Source organism: Thiomicrospira microaerophila (assembly GCF_000934765.1).
GTDB lineage: Bacteria > Pseudomonadota > Gammaproteobacteria > Thiomicrospirales > Thiomicrospiraceae > Thiomicrospira > Thiomicrospira microaerophila.
In genome coordinates, this window is sequence record NZ_JYNN01000004.1 from 24,292 (window position 1) to 38,933 (window position 14,642).

Sequence of the window (14,642 nt, forward strand, 5' to 3'; positions counted from 1 at the left end):
TAGGCTAATTTTTAAAATCATCATAGCTAAATTGTGTTGGTTTGTCACGGATTCGGGGGATTAATTTGGATACAGATTAACCAAACCGGGTTGTCGGTGTTAGGTTGGGCTGTGGATTGAATAAATTGATGTTGGTTAATTCGGCACCAGCTCTGGATGTCTTTTTCCGCGCCCGCATCGGTGCATTCGATTTCGATGAAATCACCTTTTGAAACTTGGCGTGATAGGTTTTGTAGTTTTATAACCGGCATCGGGCATTTTAAGCCTTTGGCATCAAGTCTGTGCGTGTTCATTAGTCTTCCTTTGGGGTATAATCGCTCAAATTCGTATTTTAATAAATTTAACCCGCCTATCTCATAAAATTCCTGCGATTTTATGAGATAGGCGGGTTATTGAACACGCAAGGGGTTTTTTGTGTCTATCTCTCATCAAAAACGTGCCGAAGTACAGACCTTTCAAGGGTTAATTCAATTATTACAAGCCTATTGGGCGCAGCAGGGTTGTGTTGTTATGCAGCCTTATGACAATGAAATGGGCGCAGGCACCTTCCACCCTGCCACCTTTTTGCGCTCCATTGGTCCGGAGCCTTGGCGCGCCGCGTATGTGCAACCGAGTCGCCGCCCAACGGACGGTCGTTATGGTGAAAACCCGAACCGTTTACAGCATTACTATCAATTTCAAGTGATGCTAAAACCCTCGCCTGATAATATTCAAGCGCTGTATTTAGATTCGCTAAAAATGCTCGGTATTGATCCACTTGAGCATGATATTCGGTTTGTTGAAGATAATTGGGAATCTCCCACGCTAGGGGCTTGGGGCTTGGGTTGGGAGGTTTGGCTTAATGGTATGGAAGTCACCCAGTTTACCTATTTTCAACAGGTTGGCGGCTTAGAGTGTCGCCCTGTTACCGGTGAAATAACCTATGGTTTAGAGCGCATTGCGATGTATTTGCAGGGCGTTAACAGCGTGTATGACTTGGTCTGGGTTGATGGGCCCGATGGTGTGGTAACCTATGGCGATGTGTTTCATCAAAATGAAGTGGAGATGTCTACCTATAATTTTGAGTATGCCAATACCGAGTTTTTGTTTGCGCAGTTTGATGAGTGTGAACGTGCATTTGGAAAACTGATTGAAGCGAAATTACCCTTGCCCGCTTATGAGCAGGTATTGCGTGCGTCGCATAGTTTTAACCTGTTAGATGCGCGTCACGCCATTAGTGTGACCGAGCGCGCACGCTTTATTGGACGTGTGCGTACGATGGCGCGTGCGGTGGCTGAGGCTTATTATTCAGGACGAGAGGTTTTGGGCTTCCCATTAGTAAAAGCAAATCAGGAGGCACAAGCATGAGTTTACAAGTTGCAGATTTTTTAGTTGAAATTGGTACTGAAGAGTTGCCACCTAAAGCACTTAAAAACTTGGTTCAGGCGTTGGCGGATGGATTGCAAGCCGGTTTGGTGCAGTCCGCGTTGCGTTTTGGTGAACTAAAAACCTATGCCGCCCCTCGGCGTTTAGCGGTTTGGGTGAAAGATTGTCAGCTGTTGCAGGCGGACAAGCTGGTTGAACGTAAAGGACCGGCTAAAAAAGCCGGGTTTGATGCGCAGGGTAATCCAACCAAGGCATTACAAGGTTTTGCTAGATCCTGTGGTGTTGAGGTGGCAGACTTAATTGAGGTGGAAACCGATAAGGGAACTTGGATGGCGTTTGAGCAGGCTGTTCAGGGGCAAAATGCGAAAGATTTGTTACCCGACCTGGTTGAGGCGGCCTTGGCTAAATTGCCGATTCCTAAGCCAATGCGCTGGGGTAGTTCGGATGTGGCGTTTGTGCGTCCCGTCCACTGGGTGTTGATGTTGTTGGGTTCTGAAGTTGTACCTGCAACAATTCTAGGTAAGCCCGCATCCAATGTCACGCGCGGCCATCGCTTTCATGCGCCAGCGGAACTCACTATTAACCAAGCCGCCGAGTATGCGGATGTGTTGAAGGCGCAAGGCTTTGTGGTGGCTGATTTTGCCGAACGTCGCGAGCTGATTCGTCTGCAGGTTTTGGCCTTGGCAGCGCAAGAGCAAGCTGTGGCCGTGATTGATGAGGATTTGCTGGATGAGGTCACGGCACTCAACGAATGGCCGCAAGCGGTAATGGGTTCGTTTGACGAGGACTTTTTGAGCGTACCTTCGGAGTGTTTGATTTCGGCGATGAAAGGGCATCAAAAGTTTTTCCATTTGGTTGATCAAGATGGGAAATTATTGGCGAAGTTTATTACCGTCAGTAATATCGCCAGCACTAATCCCGCGTCGGTGGTATCGGGTAATGAGCGCGTGATTCGTCCACGTTTGTCGGATGCCAAATTCTTTTGGAATCAAGACCGCAAGGGTTCGTTGGATGACTTTTTGCCGCAATTAAAAACCGTCGTGTTCCAGCAAAAGCTTGGGACTGTGTTTGATAAAATCGAGCGCTTAGAGACGCTTGCCGTGAAAATTGCCAAGCCGCTGGGTGTGCGTCAAGAGTTGGCTGAACGTGCGGCGCGTTTATCTAAATGCGATTTAATGAGTTTAATGGTTGGCGAGTTCCCTGAGTTGCAAGGGGTGATGGGGCGTTATTATGCCTTGGCGCAAAACGAACACTTACTGGTGGCCGACGCGCTAGATCAACAGTATAAGCCGCGTTTTGCGGGTGATGAGCTACCAAACAATGAGTTGGCTCAGTCGCTGGCCATTGCGGATAAGCTGGATACGATCACCGGCATTTATGGTATTGGTGAAGTGCCCACGGGTGACAAGGATCCGTTTGCGTTACGTCGTGCCGCTTTGGGTTTGATTCGGATTATGATTGAGAAAGAACTGGACCTGGATTTGCATTGGCTCATCGAGGCGAGTTTAAAGCTGCATGATAAGGTGGTTTTCTCGGAGGCGTTAGCCGATTCGATTTATGATTTTATTATTGGTCGTTTAAAAGCCTATTATGCCGATCAAGGTGTGAGTGCGGAAGCCTTTGAAGCGGTGCGTGTGTGTCGTCCTGCGCATCCGATTGATTTCTCAAAACGGATTGAGGCAGTGAAGGTTTTTGCCAGCTTGACCGAGGCAGAGAGCTTGAGTTCAGCCAATAAGCGTATTCAGAATATTCTACGTAAAGTGGAAGGTGCTTTGCCCTCCGAAGTCAACACCGCGCTGTTTGAAGGTGAGGCAGAAGCCAACCTGTGGCAGGCATTAGATGATTTACGTGAAGAGGTCAGTGAGCAGGTGGCGGCACGCAATTACACCCTTGCCTTGACCCGTTTGGCGCAGATTCGTGAGCCGGTAGATGCGTTTTTTGAACAGGTGATGGTGATGGCGGATGATTTGGTGGTGCGTCAAAATCGTTTGGCGTTACTCAATCAAATTCGTCAACTGTTTATGGCGGTGGCGGATATCTCACGTCTATCCGCTTAGGGGGTTGTGTGAAAATAGGTTTGTACCTGCGCTCGATAAGTTTTGAAATCGGGCGTGCCGTCTTGACACTGGTTTTTTCTGTTGTCGGTCAGTTGTTTTGGCTAGCACCGTATAAAGTACGTTATGAGTTTTTAACCTATTGGACACGCTTTACGTTGGCTTGGTTACAGTTCACTTGTGGTATCCGTTTTGAGGTGGAGGGTGCAGAGCATATTGATCCAACTAAACCCAGTGTGGTGATGGCGCACCATGAGTCTGCTTGGGAAACCATGGCGATGCAGCTGATCTTTCCGCGTCAAACTTATGTACTCAAAAAAGAGTTGATGCGTATTCCGTTTTTTGGCTGGACCTTGGCGATGTTGAGTCCGATTGCGATAGATCGTGCGGCAGGCCGTCAAGCGATGCGCCAATTATTGGAGCAGGGGACGCAAAGAATGCAGCAGCGCGGTGATTGGATTGTGATTTATCCGGAAGGTACTCGGGTGCCAACAGGTACGATTGGCAAAATCAACAAGGGTGCGGCGAGTTTGGCATTAAAATTGCAGGCACCGATTTATTTGGTGACACACAATGCAGGCGCTTTTTGGCCCAAAAATAGCTTATTGAGAAAGGCCGGTGTGGTTAAGGTTAAAGTTAGCCCACCTCTTAACCCGCAGAATATGACGGTTGAGCAGATTAATCAAGCTGTGCAGGATTGGTATCAGCAAGCATAACGCGTTTCATTTTGAGGTTCATACACGCAATTTATGAGTAAATCCGCTACGATATTGGGCTTGTTATTTGGTCTAATTATTTTGTTACTAAGCATGTTTGATTCGCAGTCGGGCGGTTTGATTGGTGCTTTTTTTAATTGGCAAGGCTTGTTGGTGGTGGTCGGTGGTACCTTAGCCGCGGTGCTGATCAACTATCCTTTAACCCAATTGAGTTGTATCGCGCATGGATTCTCTAAGGTTTTAATTACTGAGCCGGCCAATGTCAATCAAGCCATTGAGCAGATTGAAGAGCTCAGTCATATGACGCATAAAAATGGTGTATTGGTGCTGGAAAAACATTTGACCAATATTGATGATGCCTTTTTGCGTTTTGCGATTACACAAATGATGATATATAACGATGAATCTTTGTTGCAGGCGAGTTTACGCAATAATCAAAACCAAATTCAACAGCGCCACCAACAGTGCCAAGAGTTGTTTCATAATATGGCCTCTTATGCACCGGCTTTTGGCATGATGGGGACAGTGATGGGGTTGATCATTATGATGACGGCGCATGCCAGTAGCAGTAGTGCAATGGTGGATTCTGAGGATATGCTTGCAGGCTTAATGAGCGGGATGGGGTTGGCGCTGGTCACCACCTTTTATGGGGTGTTGTTTGCCAATTTGCTGTTTGTGCCGATTGCGGGTAAATTAAAGGTGCTTTCAGAAGCGGAGTTATTAAAAAATGAAGTCATTATTCGTGGTGCATTTGATTTAAAACGCATGCACTCGCCTTTGTTGGTGCGCGAGAGTTTGTTAACTTTTGTCAATGAGCGCACCAAAGAAAAATTGGCGCAACACTATTAATTGGCGATGAATAGCGCGCCAGATAATGCGTCTTCTCAAGAGCAAGCGAAAATGGTCGCGCTGCAGCGCTATCGTGTCTGGTTGCTGACGTTTGTGTCTTTGTTTACTTCGCTCCTTGCCTTTTTTGTGCTAATCATTACCTTAACAGAGGTCGAGGGTGTCGCCCCTAAGCGTAGCTATCAAAAGGTGTTAAGTGGATTACATGGCAGCTTAGCCCAGATTCATCAGCAAAAAGGTATGGATTGGTTGCGGATTGAAAATACCTTTGCGAAAGGGGTGCGGATCTCATTTGATCCGGAGTTATTTGCTCAAGCCCCTTTGTTTCAATCGGCGAGACCGGATATTCAGCCGCGTTATTTTCCGTATTTAAACGAAATTATTGAAGTGCTTGATGAAGCAGATCTAATAAACTTTGAACAGCAGTATGCGCGTATGTTGGCTGTCTTGCGTGCTAATGGGTTGGGCGTGTCATTAATGATTCGGGTTGAAGGTCACACGGATGCTGTGCCACTGGCACCTACCGCACGGTTTCGTGATAATGTCCAATTGAGCACCTTTCGTGCTTATGAAGTGATGAACTATTTGCAAGAGGCCTTAGGTTGGCCGGCTTCGATGTTTACGATTGCGGGCTATGGAAGCTTTCATCCGGTGACGGATAACCCTAATGATCCGGAAAATCGACGGATTGAGATTTATGTGGTACCGGTGTTAAAGCTTATTCCTGAGGTCGAACGATGAATGTGACTGAACAGCGTGCGCGTTCCTCTTGGTTGATGTCATTTGCGGACGTGGTGACATTATTAATCACCTTTTTTATTATGATGTTAGCCTTGCATAAAGCCGAAATTACCCAGTTGCAAAAGTGGACACAAGACCAGCTTCAGGTATCCTATAGTGAGTTGCAAGATTTGATGTTGGTGCGTGATTATCGTTTTGTGTCGCTGCGCTTGGATAGCCGTGGCATTCATTTAATTATTAATCACCCCGGCGCGTTTGAGCGCGGCGGTTTTCAAGTGAGCCAGGGCTTAGCGGAAGAGTTGAGTTTGATGGCTCAAAAACTGCCTCAGTTAACCTTGTTTAGCGTGGAGGAGGACCCTGCGTTGGCAGGTTTGTTTGTGCAGGCTGCTGAGATGGGGTTGGCGTGGCGGGTGGATGTCACTGTTGAAGGGCATACGGATAATGATCCTATTTCGCCGACCTCTTTTTTGCGCAATAACTGGTTTTTAAGCACAATGCGTGCGCAAGTTGTTATGCAGTTGATGCATGAAGTGTCCGGTTTACCCGCAGGCTTGTTCTCCGTGTCGGGTTACGGTGAGCATCAGCCGGTTGCGCCGAATGATAGCGAGCTGAACAAGGCATTAAATCGTCGAGTTGAAATTTTAATAACGGCTAGCTTTTTGCGCGCAGATTGAACGTTTTAATTGCACTTACCATAAGGAAATACCCAGTCTATGTCCAGTACCACGTTTTCTATAGCGGAGCAATTACAAATTCAGTACAGTGAGTTTGAAGATAGATTAATTGTTGTTGCGCACCTTAAACAACAGCAGGTCAAGTTGTTACTGACACGGCGCTTGGCCGTGCCACTTGTTACACAATTGGTTAAATGGGTGCCAAATGATACGTTATCTGATCTGATGAGCGATGAACCGCTGGCACCCGTTGCGAGCAGGTCGTCGCCGGCTCAAGGCCAAGACGGCTCAACGAACACATCGCCTCCTGCACCGATGTTTTTGGCGACAAAAATTGATCTTCAGCCCAAAGACGAGGGGTTTGTGGTTGCGTTTACAGGCTTAAGTCTACCTGATGCAATGATTAACGCCCAGCCACATCAGCCGGTATTTGCAATTCCGTTTAGCCAGGCTAAGCTTGGGCAGTTTGAGTCATTGATGCGTCAACAAATAGAGAAAGCGGGCTGGTGGGTAGACGCAGCACCTAGATCAGATCCATTTGAGGTGATGCCATCGGGTTTGTTGCACTGAGCGGCTTGGGAAGTCGCCAGTCAATCGGCGTGAATTGATGTTCACTAAGGTATTGGTTGGTTTTGGAAAAGGGTTTGCTGCCATAAAAACCCCGATAGGCTGATAATGGTGATGGGTGGGCACTGCAAATGACATGGTGCTTTTCACGGTTAATCAATGCGCCTTTTTTTTGCGCATAGTTGCCCCATAAAATAAATACAAGATGTTCACGCTGTTGATTGAGTGCGCTAATCATGGCATCCGTCAGCGGTTCCCAGCCTTGCTTTTGGTGTGCGTTCGCTTGATGAGCCTCAATGCTCAATACGGCGTTTAACAGTAAAACCCCTTGTTCTGCCCAAGGCATTAAGTAGCCGGTATGCTGATTATCAATACTTAGATCGTCGAGTAGCTCTTTGTTGATATTTTGTAACGATTTGGGTAACGGGTGAACGTCCGGTAACACTGAAAAACTTAAGCCATGCGCATGGCCAGGTGTAGGGTAGGGGTCTTGACCGAGTATCACCACCTTAACCTGATCAAAGGGCGTGGCGTTGAGAGCCGCGAACCATTGGTCCCTATTCGGTAGAATCGGTTTACCGGCTTGTTGCTGCGCTGTTAGAAAAGCCTCAAGCTGCTGGGTGGACGGGCTGGCAAGCTCCGCACTAAGTTGCGCTTGCCAGCTGGGTTCAATTGTAAATAGTGGCATGGGGTATAAGTAAAAATGTTACGGACACAGGCGCTGGCTTAACCAGGCCTGGTTGTTATCCGGGTCTTTTTTAAAGCTTAGTCGATCGTGTAAACGGTTCGGACGACCTTGCCAGAACTCAATATAATTCGCGCTTAAGGCATAGCCGCCCCAGTGCGCGGGTCGCGGTACCGGTTTGCCTTGGAAGTCGAGTTTAGCCTGAGCCATCCGCTGTTCGAGCTCGTCTCGGTGCGCCACCGCCTGGCTTTGATGAGAAATGTAGGCGCCAAGCTGACTGTCAATCGGTCGACTTTGGAAGTAGGTGTCGGAGGCTTCAGGGCTGATTTTTGTAATCCTGCCTTCAACTCTTACTTGGCGCTCAAGTTGCGGCCAAAAAAAGTTTAAGGCGGCCTGCGGATTGGCCTCAAGTTGATTTCCTTTAGCGCTGGCATAATGGGTATAGAAGATAAACCCTTGTTCATTAAACGCTTTAAGAAGCACTATCCGCGCGTGTGGCTTTTGGTCTTCATCAACTGTGCAGAGCGTCATCGCGGTAGGTTCATCAACCTTTTTTTCAAAGGCATCATCCATCCAGCTTTGAAAAAGAATCAGTGGGTTGTGGCTTAAGAAATCATCAGTAAGCGCACTCATTTCATAACTTTGGCGGTGGGTATGGTAATCACGGTTTGGCATAGTATATCCTTTGCGTTTTTAAAACTGTAAGTGAATAGTATCATAACTAAAAAATGAATCTTCGTGTTGATTGTGGAGTTTGGCTTTACATTAAACACCGATTTACCAATAATAATGCTAATGTTTAAATGAGCGAACGCAACCAGGCCTGGTTGTGATTAAGGAGCTTTTGTGAGTCAAACCTATAATTCATCGGAAATTGAAGTACTAACCGGCTTAGACCCTGTGCGCAAACGGCCAGGGATGTATACCGATACCACACGCCCCAATCACTTGGCACAAGAAGTAATTGATAATAGTGTCGATGAGGCGATTGCAGGTCATGCGAATGAAATCAGTGTGGTGCATTATGCCGATGGCTCATTAAGTGTTGAGGACAATGGGCGTGGAATGCCGGTCGATATACATCCTGAAGAGGGGGTGTCGGGTGTTGAGGTGATTATGACCCGTTTGCATGCAGGCGGTAAGTTCTCCAATAAAGCGTATCAGTTTTCAGGCGGTTTGCACGGTGTTGGGATTTCGGTGGTGAATGCCTTGTCTACCCGTGTGGAAGTGCAAATTAAGCGTGATGGGCAGCAACACAGTATTGCGTTTGAGCAGGGCGCGTTAGCCAGTCCTTTAACTGTAACGGGTAAGGTAGGCAAAAAAAATACCGGTACCTGGCTTAAGTTTTGGCCTGAAGCCACGTTTTTTGATAGTGCTAAGTATGCGCTGACACGTTTAAAACACCTTTTGCGTGCTAAGGCGGTATTGTGCCCCGGTTTGACGGTTAATTTTCATGATGAAGTGTCTGGTGAAAAGCTAAGTTGGTTTTATGAAGATGGATTGCGTGACTATTTAAATCAAGCGTTGGATGGACTTGAACGTTTGCCGATGGAGGGTTTTGTTGGTTCGCAAACCTCAGACAATGAAGCGGTTTCTTGGGCACTCGCTTGGATGATGGATTCGGGTGAGGTGCCGAATGAGAGTTATGTGAATCTGATTCCTACCCCGCAAGGTGGCACCCATGTGAATGGTTTGCGCCAGGGCGCGACCGATGCGGTGCGTGAGTTTTGTGAGTTTCGTAATCTTATTCCGCGCGGGGTTAAGCTCTCACCTGATGATGTTTGGCAGAATGTGGCTTTTGTATTGTCAGCGAAGGTGCGTGAACCGCAGTTTGCAGGCCAGACCAAAGAGCGCTTGTCTTCGCGTGAATGTGTGCCCTTTATTTCGGGGGTGGTGAAGGATAGTCTAAGCCTTTGGTTAAACCAGCATACCGAAGTGGCTGAAAAAATCGCGGAATTGGCGATTAATAACGCGCAGACACGCAATAAAAAATCGCGGCAGGTGGCGCGCAAAAAAATCACCACCGGCCCCGCACTGCCAGGAAAATTAGCAGACTGCACTGAAACGGATTTGGGCTTAACGGAGTTGTTTTTGGTCGAAGGGGATTCGGCTGGTGGCTCGGCGAAACAGGCGCGTGATAAGCGTTTTCAAGCGATTATGCCGTTGCGCGGTAAAATTTTGAATACTTGGGAAGTCGATTCGGGTCAAATTTTAGCCTCGCAAGAAGTTCACGACATTAGCGTAGCGATTGGCGTTGACCCAGCTTCTGATGATTTATCGGGGTTGCGTTATGGCAAGGTTTGTATTCTTGCTGATGCGGATTCGGATGGCGCGCATATTGCGACCTTAATCTGCGCGTTATTTGTGAAGCACTTTCCTCGACTGGTTGAGAACGGGCATGTGTATGTGGCGATGCCACCACTTTATCGTATTGATGTCGGTAAACAGGTGTTTTATGCGCTGGACGAAGCCGAGCGCCAAGGCGTGCTAGATCGAATTCAAGCTGAAAAACTACCTGGCAAGGTGCAGGTTACTCGATTTAAAGGTTTGGGTGAAATGAACCCGCTTCAATTGCGTGAAACCACAATGTTGCCACAAACTCGGCGCTTAGTGCAGTTAATGTTAGAGCCTGAACAGAGCATGCCGATTATGGATATGATGCTGGCAAAAAAACGTGCATCAGATCGCAAGGCCTGGTTAGAGGAAAAAGGCGATTTAGCCGAGGTGGTTTAGTGAAAAAAATAAAATTTATGTTGATTTTGCCCTTAGCCACAAGCCTGTTGGGTTGTGCGCAGCTTGGCGCTAAGCCCGCGATGCAGCCGAGTGGTATGCAGGCCGAGGAGGTAAAAAACATTGAGCCCAAGTTGATGTTTGAATTGATGCTCGGTGAAATGTTAGCTGAGCGTGGCGATCCAATGAGTGCTTACAATTTGTTGTTTCCCATAGCGCAAGCGACTCAAGATGTGCGTTTAGCCGAGAGAAGTTTTCAGCTAGCGATGTCGGCGGGTTTTGCCAAGGGGATAGAGCAAAGTGCTGCACTATGGCGCACGCTCGATCCCATGCAGGCGAGTGCGTGGCGTGTGGGCTATTTAATGGCGCTGCGCCATGGGGAAGTCGAGGAGGCCATCTCGGCCTGGCAGTCCTATCGAAAGGTGTCTGATTTAAGTTTAGAAGATGATCTAAAAAATGCCTCTGCCCAGGCGGTGCAAGCGACACAGCCAGAGATAGGGATGGCCTTTTTTCAACGTTTAGGCCAGCTTTATCCTCAGGATTGGTCAGCAGGTTTTGCATTGGCTTATGCAGCTAATCATTATAACCAGCCGCTCCTTGCGCTTGAGGCGCTAGAGGATGTGGCGACTCGATTAGCGGCGCCCCTTGAGGTCTATTTTGCGCTAGCCAATCTGTATATTGAACAGGATTTGACCGCAAGAGGATTGGCGTTTTTAGCGGAGTTCATGGCACAGAATCCGACGCAGTGGATGATGCAAGAGCGCTTTGCTCGTTTAGAGGTGAAGGCGGCGTTATATTTATCGGCCAAACAGCGTTATCAGCGTATTATCGATGCGAACCCTCGCGCCTTTACCTCTTTGCTATCGCTGGCCTTGCTTGAGCTAGAGTTAGGCGAGCTGGCGCAGGCGCAAACCTATTTTTTGACGCTTTCAAGTGTGGAGGGCTATCGTGATGTGAGTCACTATTACCTCGGTGTGATTAGCCAGTCTAACCAAGATCTTGAACAGGCAAAGCGTTATCTTCAAAAGGTCTCGCACCCAAGTTATTATTTAGATGCGAATATTTTGATTGCACAGATAAAAGTCACCACGAATGGCTTGGACGCGGGTATAACGCATTTACAAACCCTTCAGCCATCGAATAATGAAGAGCTCGTCAAGGTGTTGCGTGCTCAAGCGATATTCTATGGTCAGTTTTCTCGTTGGGATCAAGCCTTGGCGCATTATCAGCTTGCGTTAGATTTAGCGCCGGATGATTTGCCAATTATGTACGGTTTGGTGATGGTGCTTTATGAAATGGAGGATTTTGAAGCGTACGAGGTACGCGCTAAAGCCTTGGTGGCGCGTTTTCCTGATGAACCTGATGCATTAAATGCACTGGGATATTTTTATGTCGAGCGTAATATCAATCTTGATGAGGCCCAAGATTTATTGGACCGTGCACTTGCGATAGATCCAGATCGTTATCATATTTTGGATAGCCGCGGTTGGTTGGCGTATCAGCGAGGCAATTATGTTGAAGCGGAGGCCTATTTACAACGTGCCTGGTCGATTCGTAAAGATGATGAAGTATTAATACATTTAATTAAAACCAAGTGGGCGCAAAATCAGGTGCAAGCGGCTAAAGCCTTGTGGCAAGACTATGCCCCCTTGTTTCCGGATAACCTATTGTTACAGAACCTAATCAATGAGTTAACGGGTAATTAGTCAGCCATCAGCCATTTTTTTTAAAAAAAACGTAAAAATGGCTTGAACTTTTTTGAAAACCTTGGATAATACGCACCTGTCTTAACGACAGAGATTTATTGGGCCGTAGCCAAGCGGTAAGGCAGCGGGTTTTGATCCCGTCATGCGAAGGTTCGAATCCTTCCGGCCCAGCCATCTCACTCTTAATTCCCCAAATTCTTTATCCTCGACAGGAGCCGCCATTAATGGCCAAGAAAAATGTCATGATATTTGCGGGAAATGCAAATGTCACTCTTGCAGAGAACATCTCCCTGTATCTTGATCAACCCCTGGGCAAAGCCAATGTAGGCCGTTTTAGTGATGGCGAAATTATGGTTGAAATTACCGAATCCGTTCGCGGTCGTGATGTCTATGTGTTGCAACCCACCTGTACGCCAGAGCCGGCTGTTAACTTGATGGAAATGCTGGTCATGATTGATGCACTTAAGCGTGCTTCAGCTAAACGTATTACCGCTGTGGTGCCTTACTATGGTTTTGCACGCCAAGATCGCCGCCCGCATTCAGCCCGTGTGCCGATTACCGCGCGTCTAGCGGCCGATATGATTACCGTTGCTGGCGCAGATCGCATGATTACCGTTGATTTGCACTCTGACCAGATTCAAGGCTTCTTCGATATCCCCGTTGATAATATTTATGCGTCCCCTGTTCTGGTTGAGGACATGGAAAAGGTATTGGATATTACCAATGTCACGGTCGTCTCGCCAGATGTAGGTGGCGTGGTGCGTGCGCGTGCGGTCGCCAAAGCACTGAATGCTGAGTTAGCTATTATTGATAAGCGTCGTCCAAAAGCGAATGTCTCTCAGGTAATGCACGTTATTGGTGATGTTAAAGGGCGTGATTGTATTATTGTTGATGACATGGTCGATACGGCGGGTACACTGTGTAAGGCGGCCGCGGCATTAATTGAAAATGGTGCTAGCAGTGTGACAGCCTATGTAACCCATGCGGTATTGTCAGGCCCGGCTGTTGAAAATATTCGTAAATCCGTTCTCAAGGAGTTGGTGGTTACTGACACCATTCCACAGTCCGTTGCGGCGATGGAGTGTGGCAAGATTCGTCAAGTCACTATGGCCAATATTTTGGGTGAAACGATTCGACGCGTAAACAACGAAGAGTCTGTTACGGCATTGATGCCTGAAGTTTAAACGGCGTATTGTCTTTATATTAAAGCCGTTAATCGCTAGGTCTAGTGGTTAACGGCTTTTTTGTTTGTATTTTTCTTGTAAAAACAGTATAATCCGCGCTTTCTTTTGTCTGGTCGCGGACAAAAGCCTGTTTAATGGGAATCTTAATCCCGCAATTGGAGTAATCACTATGAGTGAAGTTTGGACAGCAAAAGCCCGTGTGGCTGAGGGGAAGGGTGCGAGCCGCCGCCTTCGTCATGCAGGTAAAGTACCGGCAATTATTTACGGTGCAGGTCAGGATGCTGTATCTGTAACGTTTGAAGGTAACTTTGTAAAAAAAGCGCTTGTTAATATTGATGCTTATAACACCGTTCTAACGATCGATGTTGAGGGCGGTAGTCAAGAGCGTGTTGTTATTAAAGACATGCAGCGTCACCCATCTCGCGAAGATGTCATGCATTTAGACCTTCAGCGTGTGAATGATGATTCACGTATTACCAAATACATTCCAATTAAATTTACGGGTGCAGCCAAAGCACCGGGTGTTAAATTGGGCGGCATGATGACCTACTTCCAGAAAACAGTTGAAGTACGTTGTACCGCTGCGGCGCTTCCTAAAGCCATTGAAATTGATGTGTCAGGGATGGAAGCCGGTGAAAATCTACGTTTATCGGATCTAAAACTACCGGAGGGCGTGCAGGTTGTGGCATTGCTTCATGGTAACTCAGATTATGACCAAGCTGTGGTCGGTATCGGTAAAGTAAGACGCTAGTTTTTAGCGCTTAAAACAGGAACCTGCGTTTATGTCCTCTGTTCAACTGATTGTCGGTCTGGGAAATCCAGGTGAACAATATGAACAGACCCGGCATAACGCGGGTTTTTGGTTTGTGGAGGAATTAGCGCGTCAACATCAAGCGGTATTTCGTCCAGAAACCAAATTTTTTGGTGAAGTAGCTAAAATTCAGCTCAGCAACAACCAGGCCTGGTTACTTAAACCCGCTACCTTTATGAATCGCTCTGGTCAGTCGATTTCTGCTTTGGCTAAGTTTTATCGTATTCAGCCTGAACAGGTATTGGTTGCGCATGATGAGTTGGATTTGCCTGTTGGGGTGGCCAAGCTTAAAACAGGCGGCGGTCATGGCGGTCATAATGGGTTAAGAGATACCATCGCGGCCTTAAGTACCCCGAATTTTCATCGTTTACGTCTGGGTATTGACCACCCAGGTGATCGTCATCAGGTGGTTAATTATGTGCTCAAAGCACCTTCTAAAACCGACCGCGAGTTGATTGACGAGGCTATCTACCAAGCTACCCGTGTTTTGCCCGACATCTTAGCCGCTGATTGGGCGAAAGCGATGAATCAGCTGCACACAAAGCAGGTTAAGTAAAAGACCG

The 14,642-nt window shown here is 47.3% G+C and carries 15 protein-coding genes and 1 tRNA gene; 13 read left to right on the plus strand and 3 right to left on the minus strand.

Going from position 1 to position 14,642, the window contains the following annotated elements; translation table 11 throughout:
- Positions 1–44: 44 nt before the first annotated feature.
- Positions 45–293, minus strand: a complete 249-nt coding sequence (locus NA59_RS02865; RefSeq protein WP_044407719.1) for a sulfurtransferase TusA family protein — start codon at positions 291–293, stop codon at positions 45–47.
- A 127-nt stretch (positions 294–420) separates the two neighbouring features.
- Here NA59_RS02865 and glyQ point away from each other — a divergent pair, with 127 nt between their 5' ends.
- From glyQ to NA59_RS02900, 7 genes are read left to right on the plus strand one after another with little or no spacing between them, the layout of a single operon-like run.
- A complete protein-coding gene (gene glyQ / locus NA59_RS02870) occupies positions 421–1,347 on the plus strand; it encodes a glycine--tRNA ligase subunit alpha (protein ID WP_044408025.1) in 927 nt (308 codons plus the stop codon).
- Complete coding sequence (gene glyS / locus NA59_RS02875) at positions 1,344–3,422, plus strand: glycine--tRNA ligase subunit beta (RefSeq protein ID WP_044407722.1); 2,079 nt, start codon at positions 1,344–1,346, stop codon at positions 3,420–3,422. Before glyQ ends, glyS begins: the two co-directional genes overlap by 4 nt.
- An 8-nt stretch (positions 3,423–3,430) precedes the next feature.
- A complete protein-coding gene (locus tag NA59_RS02880) occupies positions 3,431–4,135 on the plus strand; it encodes a lysophospholipid acyltransferase family protein (protein ID WP_052501419.1) in 705 nt (234 codons plus the stop codon).
- Positions 4,136–4,168: 33 nt separating this feature from the next.
- Positions 4,169–4,984, plus strand: a complete 816-nt coding sequence (locus tag NA59_RS02885) for a motility protein A (protein WP_044407728.1) — start codon at positions 4,169–4,171, stop codon at positions 4,982–4,984.
- Between the two features lie 6 nt (positions 4,985–4,990).
- Positions 4,991–5,722, plus strand: coding sequence for an OmpA/MotB family protein (locus tag NA59_RS02890; RefSeq protein WP_044407731.1), 732 nt, complete (start codon positions 4,991–4,993; stop codon positions 5,720–5,722).
- The gene (locus NA59_RS14190) at positions 5,719–6,396 is read left to right on the plus strand and encodes an OmpA/MotB family protein (RefSeq protein WP_052501420.1); all 678 of its coding nucleotides are present in this window, start codon (positions 5,719–5,721) and stop codon (positions 6,394–6,396) included. The genes NA59_RS02890 and NA59_RS14190 overlap by 4 nt, the downstream gene beginning before the upstream one ends.
- A 39-nt stretch (positions 6,397–6,435) precedes the next feature.
- Positions 6,436–6,966: a hypothetical protein gene (locus NA59_RS02900; protein WP_044407733.1), complete on the plus strand. Its 531-nt coding sequence runs from the start codon at positions 6,436–6,438 to the stop codon at positions 6,964–6,966.
- Here the strand turns inward: NA59_RS02900 and ung are convergent.
- Positions 6,920–7,651 carry a uracil-DNA glycosylase gene (gene ung, locus NA59_RS02905; protein WP_044407736.1) on the minus strand — a complete coding sequence of 244 codons (732 nt, stop codon included), beginning with the start codon at positions 7,649–7,651 and terminating at the stop codon, positions 6,920–6,922. The two genes, NA59_RS02900 and ung, sit on opposite strands and share 47 nt — an antisense overlap.
- 18 nt (positions 7,652–7,669) lie before the next feature.
- Positions 7,670–8,323, minus strand: coding sequence for a pyridoxamine 5'-phosphate oxidase (gene pdxH, locus NA59_RS02910; RefSeq protein WP_044407739.1), 654 nt, complete (start codon positions 8,321–8,323; stop codon positions 7,670–7,672).
- Positions 8,324–8,494: 171 nt separating this feature from the next.
- Here pdxH and parE point away from each other — a divergent pair, with 171 nt between their 5' ends.
- From parE to pth, 6 genes are all read left to right on the plus strand, one after another.
- On the plus strand, positions 8,495–10,381 hold the full coding sequence (parE, locus tag NA59_RS02915) for a DNA topoisomerase IV subunit B (protein WP_044407742.1): 1,887 nt from the start codon (positions 8,495–8,497) through the stop codon (positions 10,379–10,381).
- The gene (locus tag NA59_RS02920; RefSeq protein ID WP_052501421.1) at positions 10,381–12,084 is read left to right on the plus strand and encodes a tetratricopeptide repeat protein; all 1,704 of its coding nucleotides are present in this window, start codon (positions 10,381–10,383) and stop codon (positions 12,082–12,084) included. Before parE ends, NA59_RS02920 begins: the two co-directional genes overlap by 1 nt.
- 99 nt (positions 12,085–12,183) lie before the next feature.
- Positions 12,184–12,258, plus strand: a tRNA-Gln gene (locus NA59_RS02925).
- A gap of 50 nt (positions 12,259–12,308) precedes the next feature.
- The gene (locus NA59_RS02930; protein ID WP_044407745.1) at positions 12,309–13,268 is read left to right on the plus strand and encodes a ribose-phosphate pyrophosphokinase; all 960 of its coding nucleotides are present in this window, start codon (positions 12,309–12,311) and stop codon (positions 13,266–13,268) included.
- Positions 13,269–13,437: 169 nt separating this feature from the next.
- On the plus strand, positions 13,438–14,019 hold the full coding sequence (locus NA59_RS02935; protein WP_044407749.1) for a 50S ribosomal protein L25/general stress protein Ctc: 582 nt from the start codon (positions 13,438–13,440) through the stop codon (positions 14,017–14,019).
- Between the two features lie 31 nt (positions 14,020–14,050).
- Positions 14,051–14,635: an aminoacyl-tRNA hydrolase gene (pth, locus tag NA59_RS02940; RefSeq protein ID WP_044407752.1), complete on the plus strand. Its 585-nt coding sequence runs from the start codon at positions 14,051–14,053 to the stop codon at positions 14,633–14,635.
- The last annotated feature ends 7 nt before the right edge of the window (positions 14,636–14,642 follow it).